The organism is Amycolatopsis melonis (assembly GCF_040064235.1).
In the GTDB taxonomy this organism is placed as follows: domain Bacteria; phylum Actinomycetota; class Actinomycetes; order Mycobacteriales; family Pseudonocardiaceae; genus Amycolatopsis; species Amycolatopsis melonis.
The window spans coordinates 205,210-232,134 of record NZ_JBDZYD010000001.1 but is presented as its reverse complement, the minus strand read 5'-3'; the positions used below and the strand labels follow the sequence as shown (position 1 = coordinate 232,134).

The window sequence follows — 26,925 nt, the reverse complement described above, 5'->3', positions numbered from 1 at the left end:
GTGCCCGGGGTGTCGTCGATCCGGGACCGCACGTTACGCCGTCACCAACCAAGATCGTGACATCGAACGCGGCCGTGCAACATTTGTGACCCGAAAGGCGACAGCGGGCGTCCGCACGATCACAGGCGGTTCCGGTTGGTCCATTTGCCACGATCGATTTCCCGGATTTCCCGAGCAGATTCGGTGACGGGCGGCACGCTGTGGCGATGGTTACGGTTCGTGCCGGTGCGTAACGCGCGGCGGTGCGGCCGCACCCGGCCCGCAGGTGCCGTACGTTCTCCCGGATGCGCCGCGGCCCAGCCGCAGGAAATGGCCTTGGGTCGTCGGCGTTCTCGCCGTCCTCCCGGCCCTGGCCGCCGTGGTGTCCAAGCAGCGCTTCGGCTCGGCGGGTGCATGCCCAAGGCGACCGTCACCGCAGTCAGCTGCCGCAAGCCGTGACGGTCAGTCCGGGCGGGCCTTGCTCGGCTGGACCCGCTTCGGCTCCCCCGGCATCTTCGGGTAGTCCGGCGGGTACGGCAGCTCCCCCAGCCCGTGGTCCCGCTCGTCGCGGGCGTACCACTCCAGTGCCGTCTCCAGGCCGAACGGCTCGGCGTCCATCGGGGCGTGGAGGTCGCCGTGCTCGGCGAGGAACGAAGGGATCGTCAGCACGTCGAAGTCGTCCGCGTCCACCTCCGGCAGGAGGTCCCACGTCAGGGGGGTCGACACCGTTGCGCGCGGGGTGCCGCGGACCGACCAGCTCGACGCCACCGTCCGGTCGCGGGCCGCCTGGTTGTAGTCGAGGAACACGCGGCCGCCGCGTTCCTCCTTCCACCAGGCGATTGTCGCCTTGTCCGGGATGCGGCGCGCCACCTCGCGGCCGAGGGCGATCACCGCGTGGCGGACCGCCACGAAGTCCCACTCCGGCCGGATGCGTACCAGCACGTGCACCCCGCGCCCGCCGGACGTCTTGGGGTAGCCCGTCAGGCCCGCGTCGGCCAGCACGTCGCGGACGACCAGCGCCACCTCGACCGCGTCGGCGAAGCCCGCGCGGTCCGGCGGGTCGACGTCGATGCGCAGCTCGTCCGGGTGGTCGACGTCCGGGCGGCGGACCGGCCACGGGTGGAAGTCGAACGTGCCCAGGTTGGCCGCCCAGGCGAACACCGCAGGCTCGGTCGGGCACACCTCGGCGGCCTTCCGGCCCGACGGGAACGTGATCTCGGCCGTCTCGACCCACTCCGGAGCGCCCTTCGGGACGCGCTTGGCGTAGAACCATTCGCCCTCGACGCCGTCGACGTAGCGCTTCAGCGTGGTCGGCCGCTCACCGACCGCGCGCAGCAGCGGCCCGCCGACGGTGATGTAGTGCTCCACGACCTGCCGCTTCGTGATGCCACGCTGCGGGAAGTACACCTTGTCCGGGCTGGAGACGCGGACCGTGCGCCCGCCCACCTCGTACTCGACCGGATCTCCGTGCTTGGGCATGCCGCCACGCTAGCGGTGCGCGGGGCACCCCGAGGCGTCACTTTCACGTGAAAGTGACGCCTGTAGGCTCGAACAAGTGTCCGGCCGCAGCAAACTGATCGTCGCGCTCGCCGTGCTCGCCGTCTTCGCGGCGGCCGCGGTGCTGCTGCCGATCCCCGGGCCTGCCGACCTGCGGGCCTGGGCCGCCGCCACCGGCCCCGCCACGCCGCTGGTCCTGCTCGTCGCCTATTCGCTGCTCACCGTGGCGCCGATTCCGCGGACCGTGTTCAACCTGGCCGCCGGCCTGCTCGTCGGCACCGCCGCCGGGATCGCGATCGGCCTGGTCGCCACCACGATCGCCGCGGGACTGTCCTTCGGGCTGGCCCGGCTGCTCGGGCGGGACCTGGTCACCCGGCACCTGCACCGGTCGGCCGTCCGGACGGTCAACGACCGGCTCGCCGGCGGCGGGACGCTCGCGATCACCTCGCTGCGCCTGATCCCGGTGGTACCGTTCGCGCCGTTCAGCTATCTCTGCGGCGTGTCGTCGGTCCGGCTGGGCCCGTACCTGGCCGGTACCCTGCTCGGCAGCGTGCCCGGTACGGTCGCGGTGGTCGTCCTCGGCGACGCGCTGACCGGCAACACGCCGCCCGCGCTGCTCGCCTGTTACGCGGTGTTCGCGCTGGCCGGGGCGATCGGGCTGGTCACGGTGTTCAAGAAGCGGGCACCGGCCGAAGCGGAGCCTGCCGGACCGGCTGGCTGACGCGAAGAGCACGCGGCCGACCGCTACACTCGATCGGGTGCGCGAAGCGGAAACGCGCTGAGCAGGGCCACCATCACCGGGAATTTCGTCAGGAGCAGTCGCCATCGACACCGGTCAGCTGATCGCGGGGCACTACCGCCTCGTCGAGCACATTGGTAGCGGTGCCATGGGAGTGGTGTGGCGCGCGACCGACGTGCGCCTCGAACGCACCGTCGCGATCAAGCAGATCCTCCCGCAACCGGGTGTCTCCGAGACCGAACGCGACAACATGCGCCAGCGCGCCATGCGCGAGGCGAAGAACGCGGCCCGTTTCCAGCACCCGAACGCGATCGTGGTGTTCGACATCGCCGAGCACAACGGCGACCCGTGCCTGGTGATGGAGTACCTCGACGGCCCCAGCCTCTCGACGATCCTCGCCGAGGAGGGCACGCTGCCGCTCGGGCGGGTGGCCCGGATCGGCGAGCAGGTGGCGTCCGCGCTGGTGGCCGCCCATCGCGCCGGGATCGTCCACCGCGACGTCAAGCCGGGCAACATCCTGATCGACAAGACCGGCACCGCGAAGATCACCGACTTCGGCATCTCGCGCGCGGCGGGCGACATGACGCTGACGGCCACCGGCCTGATCGGCGGCACGCCCGCCTACCTGGCGCCGGAACTGGCCCGCGGCGCCGACCCGGTGCCCAGCTCCGACGTCTTCGCTCTCGGCGCGACCCTCTACCAGGCGATCGAGGGCACGACGCCGTACGGCAACACGACCAACCAGCTCGCGCTGCTGTACGCGGCGGCGAACGGCCAGATCAACCCGCCGGTCCAGGCGGGCGCGGCCACGGCGCTGCTGATGAGCCTGCTGCGCAGCGAGCCGGGCGAGCGCCCGAGCATGGCCGAGGCCCGCGAGCGGCTGGCGGCACTGGCCAGGACCGAGCCCGGCGGCATGACGGCGTCCCCGCCCCTGCTGTCCGGCGGCGCGGGCCGCAAGCCGGCGGCCCCCGCGGACGGCGGCGAGCGCCCGCCGTGGCAGCGCACGGACTCCCCGGCACCGTCGTCACCCCCGGTGGGGACACCGGTCCCGGCGAACAAGGCCCCTTCGGAGCCGCCCCGCCCGACGGCGGCGTTCATGCCGATGCGCTCCCCGGCGGCCCCGCCGAACACCCCGCCCAGACCGATGCCCGCGGCCGCCCCGACGGCCAGGGCGCCCCAGTACTCGACGAACACGGCAAAGCCGGACACCAAGCGCAAGTTCGCCCTGTTCGCCGGAGCAGGCGCGGCGGTCGTGGTGGTCGCGGTGATCGTGTTCCTGGTCCTCAACTCCGGCGGCGGCGGAACGGGCGGCACCACGAACGCGCAGTCGCCTGGCAACCAGCCGACCATGGGCCAGTCGTCGTCCAAGACGAACAGCCCGAGCACCTCGGCCGTGCCCGCCGAGCTGGGCAAGGCACCGACTTCGGGCAAGATCGACTTCACCCCCGCCGGACTGCGAGTCATCGCGTTCTACAGCTTCCCCGAAGGGGCGGCGGCTTCTTGGGCGATGCTCACGCCTGCGGCCCAGCAGGTCTACGGCAGCCAGGAAGCGTTCAACGAATACTGGAGCAAGTTCAAGTCGGTCAGCGCCAAGCGCGCGAGCGGTGCGTTCAACGACGACGGCTCGGTGACCATCACCGCCACGGTGGTCTTCCCCGACCACGAAGAACAGCACTCGTTCCGGATCGTGAACTCCGGTGGCCAGCTGCTCATCGATGCCCAGACCAAGGGACAGGCCGACGTCGGGCAGTGAGACTTAACGCGCCGCTGGTGGGCTGAGCGGCTCCGATGGCCTACCGTGGAGGTATGGCCGACGACGGAGCTTCGCTGCCGGGCCAGCATCCTCGCTTCCACGAGGACCTGGTCGGCCTGGACCCGTACGACCCGGAGGCGCGCGCGTTCGCCGAGCACCTCGACCGCATCGAACGGTGCGGTCCGAACTTCACCATCGAGGCCGCCCTCGACGGTGTGGCCGACTTCGCCGACTCCAGCAACCGGCTCGGTGGCCTGCGGTACTGGGTTGCCGCCCTCGTCGTCGTGCTCATCGTGCTCGGCGTGATCGTGACCGCATGGGACATCGTGGTGCACGCCCTCGCCTGGCTCGCGGCGTAACGTGGATCGGGTGAAAGGTATGAAACCCGTTGTCGGCGCGACCCCGCGCGTCGTGAAGTCCGAGCAGGAATGGCGGGCGCAGCTCAGTCCCGACGAGTACGCCGTGCTCCGCCAGGCGGGCACCGAACGGCCGTTCACCGGTGAGTACACCGACACCAAGACCACCGGCGTCTACGAGTGCCGCGCCTGCGGTGCCGAGCTGTTCCGCAGCGACACGAAGTTCGACAGCCACTGCGGGTGGCCGTCGTTCTACGACCCCGCCGATTCCGACGCCGTGCTGCTGCGCGAAGACCGGTCCATGGGCATGAAGCGGATCGAGGTGCTCTGCGCCTCCTGCCACAGCCACCTCGGGCACGTCTTCGAGGGCGAGGGCTACCCGACCCCGACCGACCAGCGGTACTGCATCAACTCGATCTCGCTCAAACTGGTACCGCAGTCCTAAATCCTCCTTAAGGGAGCAACCGGCCGCCCTTCCTCGAACGTAGTCTCCGCACACGGACGAGGGAGGGCGGACTCATGACCGACACCTGGGGCATCCCCGGACCGGTATTCGCGGGCCTCTACCTGGGCTTCCTGCTGCTCACGGCGGCGCTGGCGGTGCTGCGCGCCAAGCGGCTGGCCCGCGGGACCTCCGGCGGCGCGCCGGAATCCCCGGAAGAACTCGCCCTGCTGACCGGCGGGCGCGACCGGCTCGGCGAGTTCGTCGCCGCGCGGCTGCTGGACCGGCAGAACGTCCGCATCGACAGCGGCGGACGGCTGCACCCTGCCGGCGGCACCGCGCCGGACGAACTCGGCCGCGCCGCGCTTGTGCGCGTCGGCCGGACCGGCGCCTCGGTCGACGGGGTGCGCGCCGAGGTGCGGCAGCACCCGGCGGTGACCGCGCTGGAGGACGGCCTGGTCGCCCGCGGCCTGCTCACCGACGTCCGCGCGCTCCGCTTGACCTGGGTGTTCGCGGCGACCGCCTACTGGGCGCTGGCGGTCGTCGGCGTGCTCCGGCTCGTCGCCGGCACGGCGACCGGGCACCCGGTCGGCTATCTCATCCTTCTGCTGGTGCTGAACACCGTCGCGGCCATCGCCGCCACCGTCGGCGCCGCCAACCGGCCGCCGGTCAGGACCACGGCTGCCGGGCGGGCGGCCGCGGCGGAAGCACGCCGTTCCCGGATGCTCACCGCCGGCCCGGCCGGTGCCGTCGCCTCCGGCGGCTTCGTCGCCCACCCCGACAAGGACGTCCGGCTGGCCGTCGGCCGGGCGCAGACCCGCGCGGCCGCGCAGGTGTCCCGCCGTCCCCGGCCGGGCTGGGCCGGCAGCGGCGGCGCGGCCTTCGGCGGCTTCACCGGCGGGGGCAGCTCCTGCGGTGGCGGCGGCAGCTCGTGCGGAGGCGGCGGCGGGGGTGGCGGCGGAGGCTGCGGCGGTTGAAACGCCGACGCGAGCCACCACGTCTCACAGCTACGGTAACCGCAACTCACTGAGGGGAGACGGGCGATGGGCGACCCGTGGGGCATCTCCGGACCGGATTTCGTGGTCCTCTACATCGTGCTGCTCGGCGCGGTCCTGCTGGTCCGGGTCGTGCTGTCCGGGATCGCCGGCGCCCGCGCCCGGCGGGCCGATCCCGCGCAGCCGGGCCTGCCGCCGACGGTGTACCAGCTCGCCTACCTGGCGGGCGGGCCGGACCGGGCGGTCGACGCGGCGATCGCGGCGCTGGTCGAGCGCGGGCAGCTGCGCGTGAACAGCTACCAGCAGATCAGCGGGACCGGGACGATCCCGGCCGAGCCGCTGGAGCGGGCGGTCACCGAAGCCGCGCAGCTGAGGACGACGACGGCGATCCGGGCGCAGGTCCGCGGGTCGGCGGCGATGCGGGCGCTGGAGGACAGCCTGGACGCCCGCGGGCTCCTGGCGTCGGTGACGGCGAAGCGGCAGGCCCGGCTGTTCGGTCTGCTCCTGCAGGCGGCCGTGCTGGCGCTGGGGGTCGTGCGGCTGGTCAACGGCATCGAGCGGCACCGCCCGGTCGGGATCCTGGTGTTCCTGGTGGCGGTCGCGGCCCTGCTGACGGTGCTGGCCGCGGTCCGGCTTCGCAAGTCCGGGACGCGGCAGCCGTCGGCCGCGGGGCACCGCGTGCTCGGCCAGGTGCGCGCGGCGGCGTCCGGCCCGGTCCCGGCGGGTGCGCTGGCCGGCGGCGTGCTGCTCGGCGGCGCCGCGGCCGCGGTGGCACTGGGCGGCTGGGCGATGTACCCGGACGAGGAGCTGAGCGCGGCGCTGGCCCCGCCGGTCGTCTCGTCCGGTGGCGGTGGGTCGTCGGGGTCGTCCTGCAGCAGCGGGTCGTCGTGCTCCAGTTCGTCGTGCAGCAGCGGCTCTTCGTGTGGTTCGTCGTGCGGTGGCGGGGGCTGCGGTGGGTGAACTCGGCATCGGGATCGGCTGGCGGCACGAGCTCGACCTGTCCATCGCGCGGCTCCCGGGCGTCGACTGGGTCGAGGTCGTGGCCGAGAACCTGCACGCCGACCACCTCCCGGAGACACTGCTGGCGCTGCGGCGGCGCGGCCTGCCGGTGCTGCCGCACGCGGTCTCGCTGTCGCTGGGCGGTGCCGAGCCGCTGGACACCGGGCGCGTCCAGCACCTGGCGGAGATCGCGCGCGCGGTGGACGCGCCGCTGGTGAGCGACCACGTGTGCTTCGTGCGCGCGGGCGGGCTCGACTCGGGACACCTGATGCCGCTGCCCCGTACCCGCGAGGCCCTCGACGTGCTGGTGGCGAACGTCCGGCTGGCCCAGTCCATTGTGGACGTCCCGCTGGCGCTGGAGAACATCGCCGCGGTGCTGGAGTGGCCGGACGCGGAGCTGACCGAGGAGCAGTTCCTCACCGAGCTGACCGACCGGACCGGCTGCCTGCTGATCGTCGACGTCGCGAACCTGTACGCCAACGCCCGCAACATCGGCACGGACCCGCAGGCGTTCCTCGACGGGATCCCGTGGGAGCGCCTGGCGTACGTGCACATGGCGGGCGGCATCGAGCGCGACGGCGTCTACCACGACACGCACGCGCACCCGGTGCTGCCGGAGGTGCTGGCCCTGCTGACGGAGCTCCGCCGCCGCACGGACCCACCGGGAGTACTGCTGGAGCGCGACGACGACTACCCGAGCGACGCGGAACTGGCGGCCGAGCTGGCGGCCCTACGCGCGGCGGTGACAGCGTGAGCCGCGACGACCTGGCCCGCCAGCAGGCGGAACTGCTGCACGCCCTGCTGGCCGGCGGCCCGGCCCCGCGCGGCTTCGACCCTTCGCGGCTGCGGGTCGAGGCGAACGTCCTGCGCCGCAAGCACGGGCGGGTGCTGGCCTACCAGCGACCCGAGCTGGCGGAGGCACTCGGCGAGCGGTACGGGCCGCTGTTCACGGAGTTCGCGTCCGCACGGCCCAAGAAGGCGGCCGAGCGGTCGGGCGCCTACGCCGACGCCTTCGTGACCTGGCTGATCGAACAAGGGCATCTGCCGAAACCGAAGCGGGGCCTGCTGTCCCGGCTCCGGCGGCAGACCTGACTCAGGGGTTCCAGGTCGGTTTGTCGACTCCCGGCAGCCGGGTTCCGAAGTCCCAGTGCGGCGGTGCGCCCGGCAGACCACCCGGCATGCGCACCCGCGTCAGCCTGCCGTAGCCGCTCTCCGCGTCCTCCAGCAGGTCGGTGTAGTCCACTTCGGACGCCGCGGGATCCTTGCACCCCAGGGAATCCAGCCAGTGGGCCGTGCCCGCCAGTGACAGGCGGACCCGCCATGTCCCGCCGTCGGTCACCTGGCGGTGCAGGGCCGTCATGATCGCCGCCGCCGCCAGCCAGCCCGTTCCGTGGTCCAGTGCCTGGACCGGGAGCGGCGACGGCTCTTCCTCGCCCCACGCCATGCCGTTCGCCATCTGGACCAGGCTGTCGAAACCACGGCGCCGCGCCCACGGGCCTTCCCAGCCGTACGCGCTCAGGTCCGCGATCACCAGTCCCGGCCTCAGCTGGGCCAGCTCCTCCGCCCCGAAGCCGATGCGCTCCAGCGCGCCCGGGCGGAACGACTGCAGCAGCACGTCGGCCCGGCTGATCAGCTTCTTCAGCCGCGCGCGGCCGCCCTCGGTGTCGAGGGCCACGAACGCCGATCGCTTGCCCTGCCCGGTGTCGCGCACCAGTGCTTCCACGCGGGGCAGGTGCGCCGCCCCGATGTGCAGCACGTCCGCGCCGTGCGCCGCCAGGACCCGGCCGGCCACCGGACCGGCGAGCACGTGCGTCAGCTCCAGCACCCGGACCCCGCCCAGCGGACGGTCCGAGTAGAACAACGTCCGCTTCGGTGCCTCGCCGATCGGCGTCAGGTCCACCAGCGGCAGCCCGGCCACCGCCTCGCCCTGGGGATGGGCGGCCCACGCCTCGGGCGAACGCAGCTCGGCCGCCGCTCCCCCGGCGGTGACGACGGCGTGCTCGACCTCCCGGGCGCTGCGCCCGGCGACCGCCTTCGCGACCGCGTCGCGACTGCCGGGCACGCCGAGGCCCCAGCACACCGCGGCTTCGTGCCACGGGTAGTTGCAGTGCAGCCGGATCCAGCCGTCGGCCGTGCGGTAGTTGCCCGACAGCGGCGCCCAGACCGATTCCGCGCCCACGCCGTCGACCCGCAGCAGCTGTTCGCTGTGGAAGGCCGCCGCCGCGTGCCGCGTGTCCGCCGTGACGACGCCGGGCTCGATCCCGCGGACCTTCAGCATCTCCCCGGCCGCCAGGGTCGCCGCCGCGATCGTCGCGGAAGCGGCCGCCGCCACCCGGTACGGGCCGGGCAGCACGTCCTCGGTGCCGGTCAGTTCGAAGGATCCCGGCGAAGAACCGGTCAGGGCGTCCCAGACGCCCTCCACTACCTCGCGCACTACGGCAGAGCCGCGACGAGCTCGGCGGGCGGCACGCGGGTGCCGGTGTAGAACGGGATCTCCTCGCGCACGTGGCGGCGCGCCTCGGTGGCACGCAGGTGGCGCATCAGGTCGACGATCCGGTGCAGCTCGTCGGCCTCGAAGGCGAGGATCCACTCGTAGTCGCCGAGGGCGAACGACGCGACCGTGTTGGCGCGCACGTCCGGGTAGTCACGGGCTTCCTTGCCGTGGTCGGCGAGCATCTTGCGGCGCTCGGCGTCCGGCAGCAGATACCACTCGTAGGACCGCACGAACGGGTAGACGCAGACGTACTTGCGCGGCTCTTCCCCGGCCAGGAAGGCGGGGATGTGGCTCTTGTTGAACTCGGCGGGCCGGTGCAGCGCGGTCTGGCTCCAGACCGGCGTCGACGCGCGGCCCAGCGGCGTCCGCCGGAACCCGGCGTAGGCGGCCTGGACCTGCTCGATCTCCTCGGCGTGCCACCAGATCATGAAGTCGGCGTCGGCGCGCAGCGCGGAGAGGTCGTAGACACCGCGGACGACGACGCCCTTGGCCTCCAGGCCGTCGAGGTACTCCGCCGTCTCCCGGCCCGCGGTCCCGCGGTCCTCGCCCAGCCTGCCGGGCTCGATCCGGAAGACCGACCAGGTGGTGTAGCGGATGGTGTCGTTGAGCTCGTTGAAGTTGACCCGCGCCATGAGTCCATCCTGTCACCGCGGCGGCGCGGGCGCCTGCACGGGTCGGGTGAGCGCACTCACGCGGTGAGCTGGGCCGCGATCCGCTGCGCCGCCGCCTCGGCGGTCGCCACGCACGCGGGCAGGCCGACGCCGTGCAGCGTCGCGCCCGCGATCGCCAGCCCCGGCACTTCCGCCACTGCCTTCTCGATCCGTTCGACGCGCTCGAGATGCCCGGCACCGTACTGCGGCAGCCCGCCGCCCCAGCGGGTCACCAGTGTCTCCACCGGTGCCGCCGTCACGCCGGTCAGGCGGGCGAGGTCGTCGCGGACCACGCGGACCAGCTCGACGTCGTCGGCCCGCAGGGCGCCCGGCTCGCCGAAGCGCCCGACCGAGCCGCGGACCAGCACCGGGCCGGTGCCGAGGTGGGCCCACTTCCGCGACGAGAACGTGAACGCCTTCGACGCGTACGGCTTGCCCGCGGAGTCGCGCTCGCCCTGGCCGATCAGGATGCCCGACGCGTCGGGCAGCTGGGTGCCCGGCGGCAGGGCCAGCGCGACGACGGCCATCGAAGCCAGCTCGACCTCGCCGAACGCCGCCGAAGCCGACGGCGCCAGGTCGGCCAGCAGCCGCCGCGCCGAGGGGGCGGGGACCGCGAGCACGACCGCGTCCGCGTCGACCGTGTTGCCCAGCGGCTCGTCCGGGGCCGCCGGCGCGCCGACGCGCAGCCGCCAGCCGGTGCCGTGCCGGGTCAGCTCGCAGACCGGCAGCCCGGTCCGCAGCTGGGCGCCGGACAGTTCGGTGAGCCGGTCGACGACGGTGCCCAGCCCGCCGGGGACGGTGCCGAAGACCGGCGCCGTCGAGGGGTTCGCGGGCAGCTGGGCCGCGGCGGCCGCGGTCAGCGACCCCGCGCCCGCGGCCAGCGCCGACGCCAGGCCCGGCATGGTGGCCCGCAGGCCGAGACCGTCCGCCCCGCCCGCGTAGACGCCGCCGAGCAGCGGATCGACCAGCCGGTCGACCAGCTCGTCGCCGAAGCGTTCGCGCAGCAGCGGGCCCAGCGGCACGTCGCCGCCCGGTAGCCGCAGCGGCGGCAGCGACGGCTCGGCCTCAACCGCCCGGCGCCCGGCCTCCGACAGCACCCCGGCCACCGACTCCGGCGACGCCGGCACGCCCATCACCGTGCCCGGCGGCAGGCCGGTGACCGTGCCGCCGGCGTGGATCTTCGCGCGGGCCTTCGTCGGGTGGACGACGTCCAAGCCCAGCTCGCGGACCAGCGCGAGCATCTCGGGACGGCGGACGAGGAACGCCTCGGCGCCGACGTCGTAGGGCACGCCTGCCAGCTCGGCCGTGCGCAGCTTCCCGCCCGGCGTCTTGGTCTTCTCGAACACGACGATCTCGGCGTCGGGGCCGAGCAGCCGCCGCAGCCGGTAGGCCGCGGTCAGCCCGGAGATGCCGCCGCCGACGACCGCGACCCGCGTCACAGCTCGTGCACCAGGCCGACGACGCGGGTCAGCACGTCCGGGTCGACGCCCGGCAGCACGCCGTGGCCGAGGTTGAAGATGTGGCCGTCGGCCGCGCGGCCCTCCTCGACGATGCGCCGGACCTCGGCTTCGAGCACCGGCCACGACGCGTGCAGCAGCGCCGGGTCGAGGTTGCCCTGCACGACCGCCCGGCCGCCGAGGCGCCGGACGGCTTCGTCGAGCGGGATCCGCCAGTCGACGCCGACGACGTCGGCGCCCGCGTCCCGCATCGCGGCCAGCAGCTCGCCGGTGCCGACGCCGAAGTGGATCCGCGGCACGCCGTACTCCGCCACGCCCGCGAGGACCTTCGCCGAGTGCGGCAGGACGAACTCGCGGTAGTCGCGTTCGGACAGGGCACCGGCCCAGGAGTCGAACAGCTGGATCGCGTCGACCCCGGCCTCCAGCTGGGCACGCAGGAACGTCAGCGCGACGTCGGCCAGCCGCCCGGCCAGCTCGTGCCACAGCGCCGGCTCGGAGTGCATCAGCGCCTTGGTGTGCTCGTGGTTGCGGCTCGGCCCACCCTCGATGAGGTAGCTGGCCAGGGTGAAGGGCGCCCCGGCGAAGCCGATGAGCGCCGTGCCGCCGAGCCGCTCGACGAGCAGCCGGACGCCGTCGGCGACCTTCGCGACCTGGTCGATTTCCAGCTCGGGCAGCGCTTTCACCGCGGCGAGGTCACGCACCGGCGCGGCGGCCACCGGGCCGGTGCCGGGCACGATGTCGATGTCGACGCCGGCGGCCTTGAGCGGGACCACGATGTCGCTGAAGAGGATGGCCGCGTCGACGCCGTGACGGCGGACCGGCTGCAGCGTGATCTCGGCGAGCATCTCGGGGTCGAAGCAGGCGTCGAGCATCGGCACGCCCTCGCGCAGCGCCCGGTACTCGGGCAGCGACCGCCCCGCCTGGCGCATGAACCAGACGGGCGTGCGGGCCGGGCGGTCGCCGCGCGCGGCAGCCAGGAACGGGGATTCGGGCAGCTCGCGGCGGGCGGCCGGAGCGGCCGGGCGCGGCAGGGGCGTGGTGTGCGACATCGCCGTCAATCGTGCCACGAGCCCGGGAGGGCCGTTCTCTCGGCGCGCCTGCCCCCGCAACGGGCCGCGTCCGCCCTAAAGTCGGAGCGTGACCGCGATGACGCCAGTGCCCGAACTCTTCCGCGAAGCAGTCGCGGCGCTGCAGTCCGTCCGGCCCCGCCGGGAGGTGCAGCTGGAGCCGATGCGCCCGCCGCAGCGGCTGGCGCCGTGGTCGTACGCGGTCAGCTGCGAGGTCTCCGGCCCGGCCGACGTGCTGGCGTCGGGCCGGCTGGTCCTGCTGCACGACCCGGACGGCCAGGACGGCTGGGACGGCGTGCTGCGGCTGGTCATGTACGTGCGCGCGGAGCTGGACCGCGAGCTGGCGACGGACCCGTTCCTGCCGGCGGTGGGCTGGTCGTGGCTGACCGACGCACTGGAAGCGTCCGGCGCGGAGTGGAAGGCACTGGGCGGCACGGTGACCGAGACGTCTTCGGCCCGCTTCGGCGACATCTCCGGCCCGGCGCGGACGGACGACCTGGAGCTGCGGGCGTCGTGGACACCGCCGGACGCCGCGCTGCTGCCGCACGGGCAGGCGTTCTGCCAGGTGATGGCCAGTGTCGTGGGCCTGCCGCCGGTGGGCGTCACGCTCTTCGGGCAGCGCCAGGGCTCCTGATCCCGGGCTTGCGGGCGGCCGGCGCTGCCCTGAATGACTCATTCAGGGCAGCGCCGGCTTCGGAGGTCCTGAATGACTCATTCAAGACACCTGCCGCGCCGCGCATGCCCGGCCCTTGTACGAATGTGAGCAAATTTCACGTCTGCTGAACGGTGTCCAAACCGTGCCCGGAGCGTCGCAGAGCCTCCCCTGAGAGAGGGAGCCCGCCGGTTACCCGCCGACGTTCCTGAGGCCCTTTCACGTCCCGCGCCGGGGTCCCCGTTCGTGACTCCCGCGCGATCACGCACCGCAACAAGATCAACTCGGCGGCGCGCGGACGGCGACGGGTACGCACAGTGACCGGAACGACGTCCGGGACGACTCGCGGGAGCCGGATCGCGGAGTTGATCATGCCCCGGCCGGAGCCACATTCCGGCCGCCGCGGACGGCCATCCGGACCCTCGCGACTAGGCGCACCGGAAGCTGCACACCTCATCTGCACGGCCATTTGGACGCCGGTAACTCCTTTGCATCGTGTTCGCTGGGCGATGTGTTAGCAACCGGCCGTGTACTAGCCCGATCGTGTTACGACGAACCCACTGAGTGACTGTTCGTTTGAGATAGATACCCATTCGATCCCCCCGCAACGGCCTCCGGGCGGCTACAGTGCCTTCGACGACACCACTTTCGGTCTAAAGCTGGCGCGGCTGAACGGCCGAAGGTCCCGGTGCCGGTCGGGGGGCACGACCGACTCCAGGGAGGTAGTGACGTGGCTACCGTCGGCTTATCTCAGGCCGTCCGATCCACGCCAGCCGGCGCGTTGCCGGCGAGCATGGTTCCGCACCCGCGGGAAGAGCTCTTTTCCGTGTTGGTGGTCGATGACCACCCGCTGTTGAGGGAGGCAATCGCAGCAAGACTCGCACAGATGGGTGCGGGCACCGTCCACGAGGCCGCCACGGTGGCCGAGGCGAGGGCGCGAGCACAGGCCACCGGGCCCTGTGACCTGGCGATCCTCGATCTCGGACTGCCGGACGGCAGCGGCATCGAGCTGGTCACGGAACTCCGTTCCCACGGCTGGCCGCGCGTGGTGGTGCTCGCGTCCTCGGACGACCCGTACGCGGTCCGCTCGGCCTTCCAGGCCGGGGCGCAGGCGTACCTGCTGAAGTCCGCGTCGCCGGTCGTGGTGACCGACGGCGTGCGGCGCGTGCTCGAAGGCGGCGTCTACGCCGACCCGAGCGTGGCTCCGGTGCTGGCCACCGGGACCCGCGTCGCGGGCACCGACAACACCCCGCGCGAGCTGTCGGCGCGTGAGGTGGAGGTGCTCCAGCTGGTCGCCGACGGGCAGTCCAACAAGGAGATCGGCGAGGAGCTTTCGCTCTCCGCTCTCACCGTCAAGTCCCACCTGTCCCGGATCGGGCGCAAGCTCGGCACGGGCGACCGGGCCCAGATGGTGGCGCTGGCCATGCGGGCCGGCGTGATCCGCTGACGCAAGCGAACAGCCCTGCGGGGCGGGCAGACCAGGCGCGGTATGCCCGTCCCGTAGGGTCGTCGGTTATGGGAAGTGCAGAGGCCGAGGACACCGGGATGGAGATCGAGTCCACGGGCGGCCCTGTGCTGCTACGCGAGCCCGCCGAGGGCACACCCCCGGTGGTCGCCGACCCGAGCGCGCTCGCCGAGGCGTGCGCGAAACTCGCCGCGGGCACCGGCGCGGTCGCCGTCGACACCGAACGCGCGTCCGGCTACCGGTACTGGCCCAAGGCCTACCTCGTGCAGCTGCGCCGTGAGGGTTCCGGCACGGTGCTGATCGACCCGATCGCCCTCGACGGCGAGCTCGGGCCGCTGCGCGACGTCCTGAACTCCCTGGAGTGGGTGCTGCACGCGGCCTCCCAGGATCTCCCCTGCCTCGCCGAGCTGGACCTGCGCCCGGCGGCGCTGTTCGACACCGAGCTGGCCGGACGGCTGGCCGGCTACGAGCGCGTGGCCCTCGGGACGCTCGTCGAGCTGCTGCTCGGCTACACGCTCGAGAAGGGGCACAGCGCGGCCGACTGGTCGAAGCGGCCGCTGCCGGTCGACTGGCTGAACTACGCCGCCCTCGACGTCGAACTGCTCATCCAGCTGCGCGAGAAGCTGGAGGCGGAGCTGGGCGCCCAGGGCAAGCTGGAGTGGGCGCGCCAGGAGTTCGAGTTCGTCCGGACGGCCCCGCCGCCGCCCCCGCGGGCCGAGCCGTGGCGCCGGACGTCCGGCGTCCACAAGATCCGCAACCCGCGCGGCCTGGCGATGGTCCGCGAGCTGTGGCAGGCCCGCGACGAGCTGGCCCGCAAACGCGACCGGGCACCCAGCCGCATCCTCCCGGACAGCGCGATCATCAACGCGGTGACGGCCGACCCGAAGACGGTCGAGGAGCTGCAGGCACTCCCGGTGTTCAGCGGCCGGGTCCAGCGCAAGTACACGGCAAGCTGGCTGCGTCACCTCCAGGCGGCGCGGGCACTCCCGGCTTCGGAGCTGCCATCGCCCTCCCAGCCGACGGACGGCCCGCCCCCGGTGAACCGCTGGGCGGACAAGGACCCGGACGCGGCAGCGCGCCTGTCGGCGGCACGGACGGCATTGGCGGCCATCGCGGAGGACCGCAGGCTGCCGGTGGAGAACCTCCTCCTGCCGGACCTGGTCCGCCGCACGTGCTGGCGCCCCCCGGCGGAGACGCACGAGGACGCGGTGGCCGAGGTGCTGCGCGCGGGCGGCGCCCGGCCGTGGCAGGTGGAGCTGACGGCGGCGGCGCTGAGCAAGGCCCTGCAGACGACGGCTTCCTGAGCGTTCCCCTCGCGGGGCTGGTGCCGCGCTGTGCCGGGCGAGGGTGAGCCACCGCCGGCCGAGCCGGACCTCACCCGGCGAGCGCCGCCAGCAGCGTGTGTGCCTCGGCCCGCAGCTCGTCCGTCGGCTCCGGCAGTCCCACCAGCCGGACCACTCCGTCGGCCCCTTCGCGGACGTGGGCCTCGACGTCCAGGTCCGGGTCGTCCCGCCGGATCACCGCGATGCTCTCCACCAGGCCGAACACCAGGTCCGTCCGGATCGCGACCGCCGACGGCTCGACGCCCGCGGACGCGACCAGCTTGCCGTACGCCGCCTTCAGCTCGGCTCGCTCGGCACGGAAGCGGGCCAGGTTCGGGGAGCCGACCTCCGGGAGCAGGTACAGCGCGCCCAGGTTGTGACGGGCTCCGCCGAGGAGGCCGATGTCCGCGTACGCCAGGGCCCACAGGCGGACCGCCGGCGAAGACTCGCCCGCCACCAGGCGGGCCGCCAGGTCCAGGGACGGCCGGACCGTCTCGGCCAGCAGGGCCGCGAGGATGTCCTCCTTGGCCGGGAAGTGGTAGTAGAGCGATGCCTGGCGTAGCCCCGCGCGTTCCGCGATCGCCCGCGTCGTGGTCGCCGCGTAGCCGGCTCCGGTGAACAGTTCTCCCGCCGCTTCGAGCACGGCCTGGCGCGCGTCGGGGCGGTTCGCCGCCGCTCCGCTCGCCCTCGGCCTGCCGACCCCCGACCCTTTGACCACGGACGTGATCTTGCCAGGTCACCGGCCGCGACACGCGCACGGAGGTGCAGTTACGCCCGGATGTCGTCATTGACGCGGTGTCGGCACGGGCGTTAACACGGCCCTAACCCGGCGGAGATCGCCGCGACGCGGGCGGAGCCTAATTTCTGTCGAACGATCGAAACCCTTGGAGTCCCCATGCGCCCACCCGACGATCTCGCCGCCTTCGGCTACCGCCAGGAGCTCCGCCGGTCACTGGGCGGGTTCTCCGCCTTCGCCGCCGGCTTCTCCTTCGTCTCCATCCTCACCACCGTCTTCCAGCTCTTCGGCTTCGGCTACGGCTTCGGCGGGCCGCTGTTCTTCTGGACCTGGCCGGTCGTGCTGGGCGGCCAGCTGCTCGTCGCCCTCACCTTCGCCGAGCTGGCCGCGCGCTACCCGCTGGCCGGATCCGTGTACCAGTGGGCGAAGCAGCTGGCCAAGGGCTTCCTGGGCTGGCTCGCCGGCTGGATGATGCTGCTCGGCTGCATCGTCGCCCTCGCCGCCGCGGCGATCGCGCTGCAGGTCGTGCTGCCGTCGGTGTGGGACGGCTTCCAGCTCGTCGGCGGCGATCCCTCGGTGACCTCGCCCTCCGGCGCGGCCAACGCCGTGCTGCTCGGCACGCTGCTGCTCGTCTTCACCACCGCCGTCAACGCCGGCGGCGTGCGGCTGATGGCGCGGATCAACGACATCGGGGTCGCCGCCGAGCTGCTCGGCGTCGTCGTGCTGATCACCGGGCTGCTGCTGTTCGCCGTCCGCGGCCCGCAGGTCGTGCTGCACGATGCCCCCGGCACCAGCGCCGGGATCGGCGGCGTGCTCGCCTCGGCGCTCATGGCCGCCTACGTGCTCTACGGTTTCGACACCGCCGCGTCGGTCGCCGAGGAGACGAAGGACGCGCGCCGGGCGGCTCCGCGCGCGGTGCTGCGGGCCGTGCTCGTGTCCGGGATCGGCGGGCTCGCGGTGGTCGTCGCCGCGCTGATGGCCGCGCCGAGCCTGACCGACGGGCAGCTCGCCGGCCACGGCCTGCCCTACGTCATCACCGCCGTCTTCGGCGACACGCTCGGCCGGGTCTTCCTCGCCGACGTCGCGGTCGCGGTGGTCGTCTGCACCCTCACGATCCAGACCGGCACGGTCCGGCTGATCTACGCGATGGCCCGCGACGGCGCGCTGCCCGGGGCCAAACGGCTGTCGTCGGTCAGCGCGCGCACCGGGACTCCGGTCGGCCCCGCGCTGCTGTCCGGGGCGCTGGCCATCGGGCTGCTGCTGCTCAACGTCGGCAACCCGACGCTGTTCAGCACGATCACCGGGACGTCGGTGGTCGTCGTCTACCTGGCCTATCTGCTGGTCACGGGCCCGCTGCTGGTCAAGCGGCTGCGCGGGGGCTTCCCCGCGGAACCCGGCCGGTTCTCCCTCGGCCGCTGGGGCGTCGCGGTGAACGTGGCGGCCGTCGTGTACGGGATCGGCATGATCGTGAACATCGGCTGGCCGCGCGCGGAGATCTACGATCTCGCCGGTTCGGGCGCCCCCTGGATGCTGCTGTTCCCGATAGAGTTCGTCGGCGGCGCGCTGGTGATCGGCCGGCTCTGCTGGCTGCGGCTGCGCCCCGCCGCCGCCCTCGAACCCGCAACCTGAGAGAGGACGCCCGATGAGCACCACCGCGACGACCTACGGCGCCCGGGACCACGCCCGCGCCCAGGCCGGCACCGTGGTCGACACGATGCCGTCGATCCCGGCCAGCACCTGGCCGTCGCCGCCTCCCGGCGTCGCGCCCGAGGCCCTGACCTGGGCCGAAACCGTGGCCGGCGGCGGGTACACGCACAAGGTGCTGGCCCGCGGCACGCGGCTGCGGCTGACCGACGTCGACGGCGACGCCTGCGCGCACCTGCTGCTGTTCAACGCCGACCAGCCGTGGGAGCGGCTCAACGTCGCCGACACGGTGAAGGTGCAGTGGAACGCCTACCTCGGCGAGCGGCTCGCGCTGCTGTCCGACCAGGGCCGGGTGCTGGCCACCATCGCCGGTGACACCAGCGGGCGGCACGACGCCCTGTGCGGGACGTCCACTGTGGACGGCAACACCGAGCGCTACGGCGACGGCTCCCCGCAGGGCCCCTCCCCGGCCGGGCTGGCGCTGTTCACCCTCGCCGCGGCCAAGAACGGCCTCGGCCCGCGGGACATCCCGCCGAGCCTGTCGTTCTTCCAGGGCGTGCGGGTCGAGCGGGACGGCGGGCTGAAGTTCACCGGGTCCGCGGGTGCGGGCAAGAGCGTCGACCTGCGGATCGAGATCCCGTCGATCGTGCTGGTCGCCAACGTCGCCCACCCCGTCGACCCGCGCCCGGACTACACCGTGTCCAAGCTGGAGATCCTCGCCTGGCGCGATCGTCCGTCCACCCCGGACAGTCCGGAATGGACACACACCCCGGAGGCGCAGCGCGCCTTCGAGAACACCGCCGACTACCTGACCGCACGGGGGATCGCATGAGCACCGCCTACGAGTCCCAGCTCGAAGTCAGCGTCGACGTGCCCGCGCGGGCGCCGTACTCGACGGTGCTGAAGCGGGGCCAGGAGCTGGCGATCATCGACCTCGGCGGCAACCAGGCCGTCGACTTCCTCTGCTACGACGCGAACGACACCTCGAAGCGCTACAGCGCGGCCGCGACGATCGCCGCGCAGGGCAACATCTTCCTGACCACCGGCAGTGTCCTGCGCACGCAGGAGGGCGCGCCGCTGCTGACCGTCGTCGCCGACACCTGCGGGCGCCACGACACGCTCGGCGGCGCGTGCAGCAAGGAGTCCAACAGCCTCCGCTACGGCCAGCACACCCGCCACCAGCACGCCTGCGTCGAGAACTTCCTCATCGAGGGCGCGAAGTGGGGGCTGGGCAAGCGCGACCTGGTCAGCAACGTCAACTGGTACATGAACGTGCCGGTCGAGGAAGACGGCACGCTCGGCATCGTCGACGGCATTTCCGCGCCGGGCCTGGAGGTCCGGCTGCGCGCGGAGACCGACGTGCTGGTGCTCGTGTCGAACTGCCCGCAGATCAACAACCCGTGCAACGGCTTCGACCCGACGCCGGTGCGGATGGTCGTCATCTCCCCGGGAGCGGGCGCGTGAGACTGCTCGTCGCCAACCGGGGCGAGATCGCGGTCCGGATCCTGCGCAGCGCCAGGGAACTGGGCCTGGAGACCGTCGCGGTGTACTCCGACGCCGACCGCCTCGCCCCGCACGTGCGGCTCGCCGACCGGGCCGTGCGGCTCGGCCCGGCGCCCGCGGCGGAAAGCTACCTGCGGGCCGACGCGATCATCGCCGCCGCGCTCGACACCAGCTGCGACGCCGTCCACCCCGGCTACGGGTTCCTTTCGGAGGACGCAGCGTTCGCGCGGGCCTGCGAGGACGCCGGGATCGCGTTCGCCGGGCCGTCGCCGGAGCACCTGGAGGTGTTCGGCAGCAAGCACACCGCGCGCGGGGCGGCGATCGCGGCGGGCGTGCCGCTGCTGGCGGGCACCGGCCTGCTGTCCGATGTGGACGAAGCGCTCGCGCGTGCCGAGGAAATCGGTTACCCGGTGATGCTCAAGGCGACCGGCGGCGGGGGCGGGATCGGGATGCGCGCGTGCGCGTCCCCGGTCGAGCTGCGTGCGGCCTGGGAATCCGTGCGCAGCGTCGCGGCCAAGAGCTTCGCCAGTTCCGGCGTCTTCCTGGAACGCCTCGTGCGCCACGCGCGGCACGTCGAGGTCCAGGTGTTCGGCGACGGCTTCGGCGAGGTCCTCGCGCTGGGCACGCGTGACTGCTCGCTGCAGCGGCGCAACCAGAAGGTCGTCGAGGAGTGCCCGGCCCCGGACCTGCCCGAGGACGTCCGCAGGCAGCTGGTGGACTCGGCCGTCGCGCTGTGCTCGTCGGTGCGCTACCGCTCGGCGGGCACGGTCGAGTACGTCTACGACGCCGAGCGCGGCGAGGCCGCGTTCCTGGAGGTCAACACCCGGCTCCAGGTCGAGCACCCGGTCACCGAGGCGGTGTACGGCGTCGACCTCGTCGCCTGGATGCTGCGCCTGGCCCAGGGCGACCGCGCGATGTTCCGCGCGGTGCCGGTGGCGCGCGGGCACGCCGTCGAAGCCCGGGTGTACGCCGAAGACCCGGAGGCCGGGCACCGGCCGAGCGCGGGTCTCGTCACGCAGGTCACACTGCCCGCGGACACGCGCGTGGACACCTGGGTCGAGCCGGGCACCACCGTCACCACGCACTACGACCCGTTGCTGGCCAAGGTGATCTGCACCGGCACCGACCGCGAGGACGCACTGAGGAACCTGCGGGCAGCACTCGCCGCGACCCGGTTCGACGGCGTGCAGACCAACCTGGGCCAGCTGCGGGCGGCGGCCGCCGACGCGGCGTTCGGCGCGGCGAAGCACGACACGTCCACTTTGGACGGTGTTCAGGACGCCGAACCGCGGATCGACGTCGTGCGCGGCGGGACGATGACGACGGTGCAGGACTGGCCGGGCCGCACCGGCTTCTGGCACGTCGGCGTCCCGCCGAGCGGGCCGATGGACGACCTCTCGCTGCGCCTGGGCAACCTCGCGCTGGGCAACCCCGAGGGCGCGCCCGGCCTGGAGTGCACAGTGGACGGTGTCACGCTGCGGTTCTCGCACGCCACCCTGGTGTGCGTCACCGGCGCGCCGACGACCGTGCTCGCCGACGGTGCCGAGATTCCGTTGTGGACCCCCGTCGAGGTGCCCGCGGGTGCCACCTTGGACGTCCGGGCGTGCACGGCCGGGCTGCGCAGTTACGTGCTCGTCCGCGGCGGCATCGACGTCCCGGCGTTCCTCGGCAGCGCGGCGACGTTCACCCTCGGCAGGTTCGGCGGCCACGGCGGCCGCGCACTGGCCGCGGGCGACGTCCTGCGGCCCGGGCCGGCCCCGGCCGACCCCGTCGTGGGCCCGGTGCCGTCCGCCGACCGGCCGGAGTTTTCTCCACACTGGACGATCGGCGCGCTCGAAGGTCCCCACGCGGCGCCGGAGTTCTTCACCCCGGACGACGTCGACACCTTCTACGCCACCGACTGGCAGGTGCACTTCAACTCCGCGCGCACCGGCGTCCGGCTCGTCGGGCCGCGGCCGCAGTGGGCCAGGGCCGACGGCGGCGAGGCGGGCCTGCACCCGTCGAACATCCACGACACGCCGTACGCGATCGGCGCCGTCGACTACACCGGCGACCTGCCGATCCTGCTCGGCCCGGACGGGCCCAGCCTCGGCGGGTTCGTCTGCCCGGCGACGGTCGCCACCGGCGAACGCTGGAAGCTCGGCCAGCTGCGGCCGGGCGACACCGTGCGGTTCGTGCCGATCGGCACCGACCACGCGGCGGCACTGCGGACGCGGCCCGCGTCGGCGATCGCCCCGAGCCGGGCCACGCGCACCGACGGCGGTGTCCTCGCGCGACTGTCCTCTTCGGACGCGGAGCCGTCGGTGACCTACCGGCGCAGCGGTGACGACAACCTGCTCGTCGAGTACGGCGAGATGAAGCTCGACCTGGCCCTGCGGATGCGGGTGCACGCGCTGGCCGAGCGGCTCGCCGCCGAGGGCGTGCCGGGGATCGTCGACCTCACCCCGGGCATCCGGTCGCTGCAGGTGCACGTCGACCCGGACGCGCTGCCGGTCGGCAAGGCGCTCGGGCTGGTGCGCGAGCTGGAGCGGGACCTGCCGCCGACGCACGACCTCGTGGTGCCCAGCCGCAGTGTCCGGCTGCCGCTGTCGTGGGACGACCCGGCCACGCGCGAGGCGATCGAGCGGTACATGACCGGCGTCCGCGACGACGCGCCGTGGTGCCCGTGGAACATCGAGTTCATCCGGCGGGTCAACGGGCTGTCCAGTGTGGACGACGTCTACCGCACGGTGTTCGACGCGGAATACCTCGTGCTCGGGCTCGGCGACGTCTACCTCGGCGCGCCGGTGGCGACGCCGCTGGACCCGCGCCACCGCCTGGTGACGACGAAGTACAACCCGGCGCGGACGTGGACGGCGGAGAACTCCGTCGGCATCGGCGGGGCCTACCTGTGCATCTACGGCATGGAGGGCCCGGGCGGCTACCAGTTCGTCGGGCGGACGGTCCAGGTGTGGAACAGCTGGCGTGGCGGCGAGCAGCCGTGGAACCTGCGGTTCTTCGACCGGATCTCCTGGTACCCGGTGTCGGCCGACGAGCTGCTGGACCTGCGGGCGCAGAGCGCGTCCGGGACGCTGGAACTCGACACCACCGAAGGCACCTTCGCGCTGGCGGACTACCAGAAGTTCCTCGCCGAGAACGCCGGCAGCATCGCCGAGTTCCGGGCGACGCAGGCGGCCGCGTTCGAGGCGGAACGGCAGGCGTGGGCGGCGGCGGGCGAGTTCGACCCGAAGCCGGAGCCGGTGACCCGGCCACCCGCGCGGGTCGAGGCACCGCCGGGCGGGCACGTCGTGGAGGCGCCGTTCGCGGCGACGGTGTGGCGGGTCGACGTCACGGCGGGCCAGCGCGTCGAGGACGCCCAGGCGCTGGTGACACTGGAAGCGATGAAGACGGAGGCGCGCATTCCCGCGCCGGCGGGCGGTGAGGTGGTCGAAGTGCTCGTGTCCCCCGGTGACCAGGTGGCGCCCGGAACACCGCTGGTGGTGCTCGGATGAGCGTCGCCGAAGAGCGGGTCCGGGCCGCGTACCGGCGGATCGAGCAGGTGGACCGGCCGGAGATCTGGATCGACCTCCGGCCGGAAGCCGACGTCCTGGCCGAGGCCGCGGCACTGGCGGAACGCGGACTGCCGCTGTACGGCAAGCTCGTGGCGGTCAAGGGCAACATCGACGTCGCGGGCCTGCCGACGACGGCGGGCTGCCCGGCCTACGCGTACAAGCCGGAGGCCGACGCCCCGGTGGTCGCGCGGCTGCGGGCGGCCGGAGCGCTGGTGCTCGGCACGACCAACCTGGACCAGTTCGCGACCGGCCTGGTCGGGACGCGCAGCCCGTATGGCGCGGTGCGCAACGCCGTCGACCCGGCCTACGTGTCCGGCGGGTCCAGCTCGGGCTCGGCGGTGGCGGTCGCCCTCGGCATCGCGGATCTGGCGCTGGGCACCGACACCGCGGGTTCCGGCCGGGTTCCGGCGGCGTTCAACGGGATCGTCGGGCTCAAGCCGACCCCGGGCCTGCTGCCGACGCTCGGTGTGGTGCCCGCGTGCGCGAGCATCGACTGCGTGTCCCTGTTCGCGCGGACGGTCGAGGAGGCAACGTTCGCGTTGACGTGCCTGGCCGAGCCCGCGCAGGTCCACACGGGACGGTTCCGCCTCGGCGTCCCGGCCCCGGAGCAGCTGGGCCCACTGGCGCCGGGCTGGGCCGAGGCGTTCGAGGCGGCCGTCGCGGAGTACGCTGCCGCGGGCGCCGAAGTGACCACAGTGGACATTTCGGCGTTCCTGGAGGCCGCCCAGCTGTTGTACGGCGGTGCGTTCGTCGCCGAGCGGTACACGGCGGTCGGCGAGTTCCTGGACGCCCACCCGGACGACTGCGACCCGGTGGTCCACGGCATCATCACCGCGGCCCGTGACATCCCGGCCCACCGGCTGTTCGCCGACCAGGCAACGCTGGCCGGGCTGCGTGCCGAAGCACTGGCGACGCTGGCCGGGGTGGACGCGCTCCTGCTCCCGACCACGACCGAGCACCCTACACTGTCCGAAGTGGCCGCAGACCCGGTGGCGGTCAACGCGCGCCTGGGTCGGTTCACCAACTCCACCAACCTGTTCGGGCTCTCGGCCTTGGCGGTCCCGGCGGGCACGGTGAGCGGACGGCCGTTCGGGGTGATGTTCGTGGGAGCCCCGCACGATGACCTGAAACTGGCGGCCCTGGCGGGCCTGCGGCGCGAGCGCATCCCGATCGTGGTGGTGGGCGCGCACCTGAGGGGCCAGCCGCTGAACCACGAACTCACGTCCCGCGGCGGACGGTTCGTCTCGGCGGTGTCGACGGCTCCTGCCTACCGGTTGTACGCACTCGACACGGTGCCGCCGAAGCCGGGCCTGGTGCGGGTGGCTTCCGGGGGCGTCTCGATCGCCGCGGAGGTGTGGGAGTTGCCGGTGGAGGGGTTCGGGTCATTCGTGGCCGGTATCCCGGCGCCGCTGGCGATCGGCAAGCTCGAACTGGCCGACGGCACGCGAGTCCCGGGCTTCCTGTGCGAGCCCGAAGCGACCGAGGGCGCGGAGGACATCTCGGCGAAGGGCGGCTGGCTGGCACACCTCGGCGTCCGGTAAACCGGTTGCGCGGCAGGGTGACACTGAGGTGGTGAACACCCTGCCTTGCGGCCATCCGGGCCGCACCGGCAGCTTGCGCCTCTGTCCGCACCTGGCTGTCGAAGAACCTCCCTCGTCCACCCGCCACCTGACCGGCGTGGGCACTCGCTACGACCTCGTCTGCGCCGGGTGCACGCCGACCGACCTGATCGAGGTCTGCGAAAGCTGCGCCGATCGGGCCGACCAGAAGAGCTTCCCCTCGCGTTGGCACGGCGAGCCCGAAGTCCTCCTGCGAGACCGGGAACTCGGCGGCACGTGGTCGGCACGCGCCTGCCCGGTCCGTCCGCTGAACGACGACTGCCTGGCGCCGATGCCTGGCCACTGGCTCGCGCTCACCGCGGACGGGTTCGTGCGGATCACCGGCGACGACCAGTGGCTCGTCGGGCCGGTCGAGCTGCCCGAAGAGAACCCCGTGGACATGCGTGACTTCCCCGACCGCCCCCGCCGCAGCCTGCACACCTCCCGCGACGGCCGGTTCGCCGCTGTGGTCTCCGACTACGGCCGGTTCGCCACGGTCGTCGACCTCGACGAGTGGGTCACCGTGGTCGACCTCGACCGCGACTGGGTCGACAACGAGTTCACCCGGTACCCGTTCGCCTTCCTCGACGGGGGCCGGTTCGTTGCGGCGACCGACTGGAACCGGCTCGACGTGTTCGCCCTGCCCAGCGGAGAACTGCTGACCGACCGGGAAACCGCGGCACCGCAGCGCGGGGAGCCGGAACCCGAGCACTACCTCGACTACTTCCAGGGCGCGCTCCACCTGAGCCCGTCCGAGCGGTGGCTCGTCACCGACGGCTGGATCTGGCACCCCATCGGTGCCCCGGAGGCCATCGACCTCGCCGCCTGGCTGGGCGGCGACCTGCACGCGGCCGAACACGCGCGCGGCCTCACCCCCGGCCGCGAGAACGTCTGGGACCAGCCGATCGCCTGGGTGGACGACCGGACCGTCGCGATCCAGCGCATGGGCGCCTCCTGGCAGCGGATGCTCGACGGCGTCGAGCTCTACGACGCCGAGACCGGGCGCCGCACCGGGATGTTCGCCGGGCCCGCCGGGCCGATGTGGGGTCACGGCGGCCTGCTGTACGTCGCCGCCGAGGCGGGCTTCGAGGTCTGGGATCCCGCCGAAGGCGCCCGAGTCGGCTTCGCCCCCGGATTCCGCCCCACCGCCCACGACCCGGCGACCGGCACCTTCGCCGAACTCCGTAACGATCAGCTGAGAACTTGGACAACTCCGCGATAACGAGCCTCACCCGTGGGCACCTCGCCGCCGATGCACTCCAGTGACCCCCCGGAGGCGGCCATGACCACGGCGACCACATCCCCGCAGACCACGCTCGTCCACTCGTACCTGTTCCTGCGTCGCGCCATCGGGCTGATCGGGCTGGCCCTGCCGGTCGTCCTGATCCTCGGCAAGCAGCTCGCCCAGGGCGGCGACCTCCTCGGCTCGCTGAGCGCCTACTACTACACCGACCTGCGCGACGTCCTGGTCGGCGCGATGTGCGCCGCCGGGGTGTTCCTGCTCGCCTACTACGGCCACGACTCGATCGACAACATCGCCAGCACCGTCGCCGGGCTGGGCGCGATCGGGCTCGCGCTGTTCCCCACCACCCCCGACCACGACGTGACGGCGTGGGACCGGACCGCCGGGGTGCTGCACCTGACGTTCGCGGCCGTGTTCTTCCTCGCCCTCGCCTACTTCTGCCTGCGGCTGTTCCCGCACGACGGCGAGCAGCCGGAACGGTTCGGCGTGCTCTACCGCGTCTGCGGCGGCGTGATCCTCGCCTGCCTGGTGCTCATCACCCTGGCCAAGTACCTCGGCCTCACCCCGGACCTGCACCCGGCGCTGTGGCTGGAGGCCGTCGCCGTCGAAGCGTTCGGTGTCGCCTGGCTCGTGAAGGGACGGTCGCTGGAGCCCAGGAGTGTGCCGTAGCCCACTCGACCGGGCCACACCACTGGTTACCGATGGGTAACAAGGGCTATCGTGCGGTCAACAACGTCTACTTATGGAGCTATTCGTGGCCGCACCAGCAACGCCGCTCGCGCC

The 26,925-nt window shown here is 73.1% G+C and carries 24 protein-coding genes; 18 read left to right on the top strand and 6 right to left on the bottom strand.

The window, feature by feature from the left end; genetic code table 11:
- Positions 1 to 441: 441 nt before the first annotated feature.
- Positions 442 to 1,458: a DNA polymerase domain-containing protein gene (locus ABJI51_RS01035; protein WP_348946938.1), complete on the bottom strand. Its 1,017-nt coding sequence runs from the start codon at positions 1,456 to 1,458 to the stop codon at positions 442 to 444.
- A 76-nt stretch (positions 1,459 to 1,534) separates the two neighbouring features.
- Between ABJI51_RS01035 and ABJI51_RS01030 the strand changes: the two genes are divergently transcribed.
- From ABJI51_RS01030 to ABJI51_RS00995, 8 genes are all read left to right on the top strand, one after another.
- Positions 1,535 to 2,197 (top strand): TVP38/TMEM64 family protein, encoded by a 663-nt coding sequence (locus tag ABJI51_RS01030; protein WP_348946937.1) that lies wholly within the window; start codon positions 1,535 to 1,537, stop codon positions 2,195 to 2,197.
- Positions 2,198 to 2,315: 118 nt separating this feature from the next.
- Positions 2,316 to 3,968 carry a serine/threonine-protein kinase gene (locus ABJI51_RS01025; RefSeq protein WP_348947651.1) on the top strand — a complete coding sequence of 551 codons (1,653 nt, stop codon included), beginning with the start codon at positions 2,316 to 2,318 and terminating at the stop codon, positions 3,966 to 3,968.
- Between the two features lie 53 nt (positions 3,969 to 4,021).
- Positions 4,022 to 4,327, top strand: a complete 306-nt coding sequence (locus tag ABJI51_RS01020; RefSeq protein WP_348946936.1) for a hypothetical protein — start codon at positions 4,022 to 4,024, stop codon at positions 4,325 to 4,327.
- A gap of 19 nt (positions 4,328 to 4,346) precedes the next feature.
- Positions 4,347 to 4,769, top strand: coding sequence for a peptide-methionine (R)-S-oxide reductase MsrB (msrB, locus tag ABJI51_RS01015; protein WP_348946935.1), 423 nt, complete (start codon positions 4,347 to 4,349; stop codon positions 4,767 to 4,769).
- A gap of 74 nt (positions 4,770 to 4,843) precedes the next feature.
- Positions 4,844 to 5,743 carry a TIGR04222 domain-containing membrane protein gene (locus ABJI51_RS01010; protein ID WP_348946934.1) on the top strand — a complete coding sequence of 300 codons (900 nt, stop codon included), beginning with the start codon at positions 4,844 to 4,846 and terminating at the stop codon, positions 5,741 to 5,743.
- Between the two features lie 66 nt (positions 5,744 to 5,809).
- On the top strand, positions 5,810 to 6,721 hold the full coding sequence (locus tag ABJI51_RS01005) for a TIGR04222 domain-containing membrane protein (protein WP_348946933.1): 912 nt from the start codon (positions 5,810 to 5,812) through the stop codon (positions 6,719 to 6,721).
- Positions 6,714 to 7,514 carry an MbnB/TglH/ChrH family RiPP precursor modification enzyme gene (locus ABJI51_RS01000; protein ID WP_348946932.1) on the top strand — a complete coding sequence of 267 codons (801 nt, stop codon included), beginning with the start codon at positions 6,714 to 6,716 and terminating at the stop codon, positions 7,512 to 7,514. The genes ABJI51_RS01005 and ABJI51_RS01000 overlap by 8 nt, the downstream gene beginning before the upstream one ends.
- Positions 7,511 to 7,852 (top strand): SCO6045 C-terminal-like domain-containing protein, encoded by a 342-nt coding sequence (locus ABJI51_RS00995; protein WP_348946931.1) that lies wholly within the window; start codon positions 7,511 to 7,513, stop codon positions 7,850 to 7,852. Before ABJI51_RS01000 ends, ABJI51_RS00995 begins: the two co-directional genes overlap by 4 nt.
- A gap of 1 nt (position 7,853) precedes the next feature.
- Here ABJI51_RS00995 and ABJI51_RS00990 read toward each other — a convergent pair whose 3' ends face one another.
- Genes ABJI51_RS00990 through hemE form a run of 4 tightly spaced genes read right to left on the bottom strand, consistent with a single transcriptional unit; the run spans position 7,854 to position 12,410 of the window.
- Entirely contained in the window at positions 7,854 to 9,194 is a 1,341-nt protein-coding gene (locus ABJI51_RS00990; protein ID WP_348946930.1) for a CoA transferase, read from the bottom strand.
- Positions 9,194 to 9,886: a hydrogen peroxide-dependent heme synthase gene (gene hemQ, locus ABJI51_RS00985; RefSeq protein WP_348946929.1), complete on the bottom strand. Its 693-nt coding sequence runs from the start codon at positions 9,884 to 9,886 to the stop codon at positions 9,194 to 9,196. The genes ABJI51_RS00990 and hemQ overlap by 1 nt, the downstream gene beginning before the upstream one ends.
- Positions 9,887 to 9,942: 56 nt before the next feature.
- The gene (hemG, locus tag ABJI51_RS00980; protein WP_348946928.1) at positions 9,943 to 11,343 is read right to left on the bottom strand and encodes a protoporphyrinogen oxidase; all 1,401 of its coding nucleotides are present in this window, start codon (positions 11,341 to 11,343) and stop codon (positions 9,943 to 9,945) included.
- Complete coding sequence (gene hemE / locus ABJI51_RS00975) at positions 11,340 to 12,410, bottom strand: uroporphyrinogen decarboxylase (protein ID WP_348946927.1); 1,071 nt, start codon at positions 12,408 to 12,410, stop codon at positions 11,340 to 11,342. Before hemE ends, hemG begins: the two co-directional genes overlap by 4 nt.
- An 88-nt stretch (positions 12,411 to 12,498) precedes the next feature.
- On the opposite strand from hemE, the gene ABJI51_RS00970 reads away from it, so the two are divergent.
- From ABJI51_RS00970 to ABJI51_RS00960, 3 genes are all read left to right on the top strand, one after another.
- A complete protein-coding gene (locus tag ABJI51_RS00970) occupies positions 12,499 to 13,062 on the top strand; it encodes a DUF3000 domain-containing protein (protein ID WP_348946925.1) in 564 nt (187 codons plus the stop codon).
- Positions 13,063 to 13,810: 748 nt separating this feature from the next.
- Positions 13,811 to 14,527: a response regulator transcription factor gene (locus tag ABJI51_RS00965; RefSeq protein WP_033291604.1), complete on the top strand. Its 717-nt coding sequence runs from the start codon at positions 13,811 to 13,813 to the stop codon at positions 14,525 to 14,527.
- A gap of 98 nt (positions 14,528 to 14,625) precedes the next feature.
- A complete protein-coding gene (locus ABJI51_RS00960; protein WP_431605565.1) occupies positions 14,626 to 15,849 on the top strand; it encodes an HRDC domain-containing protein in 1,224 nt (407 codons plus the stop codon).
- 70 nt (positions 15,850 to 15,919) lie between these two features.
- Here the strand turns inward: ABJI51_RS00960 and ABJI51_RS00955 are convergent, their stop codons facing one another.
- A complete protein-coding gene (locus ABJI51_RS00955) occupies positions 15,920 to 16,585 on the bottom strand; it encodes a TetR/AcrR family transcriptional regulator (RefSeq protein ID WP_348946922.1) in 666 nt (221 codons plus the stop codon).
- A 177-nt stretch (positions 16,586 to 16,762) separates the two neighbouring features.
- Between ABJI51_RS00955 and ABJI51_RS00950 the strand changes: the two genes are divergently transcribed.
- From ABJI51_RS00950 to ABJI51_RS00920, 7 genes are all read left to right on the top strand, one after another.
- On the top strand, positions 16,763 to 18,232 hold the full coding sequence (locus ABJI51_RS00950) for an amino acid permease (protein ID WP_348946921.1): 1,470 nt from the start codon (positions 16,763 to 16,765) through the stop codon (positions 18,230 to 18,232).
- A 13-nt stretch (positions 18,233 to 18,245) separates the two neighbouring features.
- Entirely contained in the window at positions 18,246 to 19,079 is an 834-nt protein-coding gene (locus ABJI51_RS00945; RefSeq protein WP_348946920.1) for an urea amidolyase associated protein UAAP1, read from the top strand.
- Complete coding sequence (locus ABJI51_RS00940) at positions 19,076 to 19,711, top strand: urea amidolyase associated protein UAAP2 (protein WP_348946919.1); 636 nt, start codon at positions 19,076 to 19,078, stop codon at positions 19,709 to 19,711. Before ABJI51_RS00945 ends, ABJI51_RS00940 begins: the two co-directional genes overlap by 4 nt.
- A complete protein-coding gene (uca, locus tag ABJI51_RS00935) occupies positions 19,708 to 23,241 on the top strand; it encodes an urea carboxylase (RefSeq protein WP_348946917.1) in 3,534 nt (1,177 codons plus the stop codon). Before ABJI51_RS00940 ends, uca begins: the two co-directional genes overlap by 4 nt.
- Complete coding sequence (locus ABJI51_RS00930; RefSeq protein ID WP_348946916.1) at positions 23,238 to 24,842, top strand: allophanate hydrolase; 1,605 nt, start codon at positions 23,238 to 23,240, stop codon at positions 24,840 to 24,842. The genes uca and ABJI51_RS00930 overlap by 4 nt, the downstream gene beginning before the upstream one ends.
- 136 nt (positions 24,843 to 24,978) lie before the next feature.
- Positions 24,979 to 26,121 (top strand): hypothetical protein, encoded by a 1,143-nt coding sequence (locus ABJI51_RS00925; RefSeq protein WP_348946915.1) that lies wholly within the window; start codon positions 24,979 to 24,981, stop codon positions 26,119 to 26,121.
- A 60-nt stretch (positions 26,122 to 26,181) separates the two neighbouring features.
- Positions 26,182 to 26,811, top strand: coding sequence for a DUF998 domain-containing protein (locus tag ABJI51_RS00920; RefSeq protein ID WP_348946913.1), 630 nt, complete (start codon positions 26,182 to 26,184; stop codon positions 26,809 to 26,811).
- Positions 26,812 to 26,925: the final 114 nt, after the last annotated feature.

Bases quoted from the DNA above. Each gene is read 5' to 3' on its own strand.
- ABJI51_RS00940 (WP_348946919.1), top strand. From the start codon at position 19,076: ATGAGCACCGCCTACGAGTCCCAGCTCGAAGTCAGCGTCGACGTGCCC.
- ABJI51_RS00960 (WP_431605565.1), top strand. From the start codon at position 14,626: ATGGAGATCGAGTCCACGGGCGGCCCTGTGCTGCTACGCGAGCCCGCC.
- ABJI51_RS01035 (WP_348946938.1), bottom strand. From the start codon at position 1,458: ATGCCCAAGCACGGAGATCCGGTCGAGTACGAGGTGGGCGGGCGCACG.
- hemQ (WP_348946929.1), bottom strand. From the start codon at position 9,886: ATGGCGCGGGTCAACTTCAACGAGCTCAACGACACCATCCGCTACACC.
- ABJI51_RS00945 (WP_348946920.1), top strand. From the start codon at position 18,246: ATGAGCACCACCGCGACGACCTACGGCGCCCGGGACCACGCCCGCGCC.
- ABJI51_RS01005 (WP_348946933.1), top strand. From the start codon at position 5,810: ATGGGCGACCCGTGGGGCATCTCCGGACCGGATTTCGTGGTCCTCTAC.
- ABJI51_RS00930 (WP_348946916.1), top strand. From the start codon at position 23,238: ATGAGCGTCGCCGAAGAGCGGGTCCGGGCCGCGTACCGGCGGATCGAG.
- hemE (WP_348946927.1), bottom strand. From the start codon at position 12,410: ATGTCGCACACCACGCCCCTGCCGCGCCCGGCCGCTCCGGCCGCCCGC.
- ABJI51_RS00920 (WP_348946913.1), top strand. From the start codon at position 26,182: ATGACCACGGCGACCACATCCCCGCAGACCACGCTCGTCCACTCGTAC.
- msrB (WP_348946935.1), top strand. From the start codon at position 4,347: ATGAAACCCGTTGTCGGCGCGACCCCGCGCGTCGTGAAGTCCGAGCAG.
- ABJI51_RS01010 (WP_348946934.1), top strand. From the start codon at position 4,844: ATGACCGACACCTGGGGCATCCCCGGACCGGTATTCGCGGGCCTCTAC.
- ABJI51_RS01020 (WP_348946936.1), top strand. From the start codon at position 4,022: ATGGCCGACGACGGAGCTTCGCTGCCGGGCCAGCATCCTCGCTTCCAC.
- ABJI51_RS00950 (WP_348946921.1), top strand. From the start codon at position 16,763: ATGCGCCCACCCGACGATCTCGCCGCCTTCGGCTACCGCCAGGAGCTC.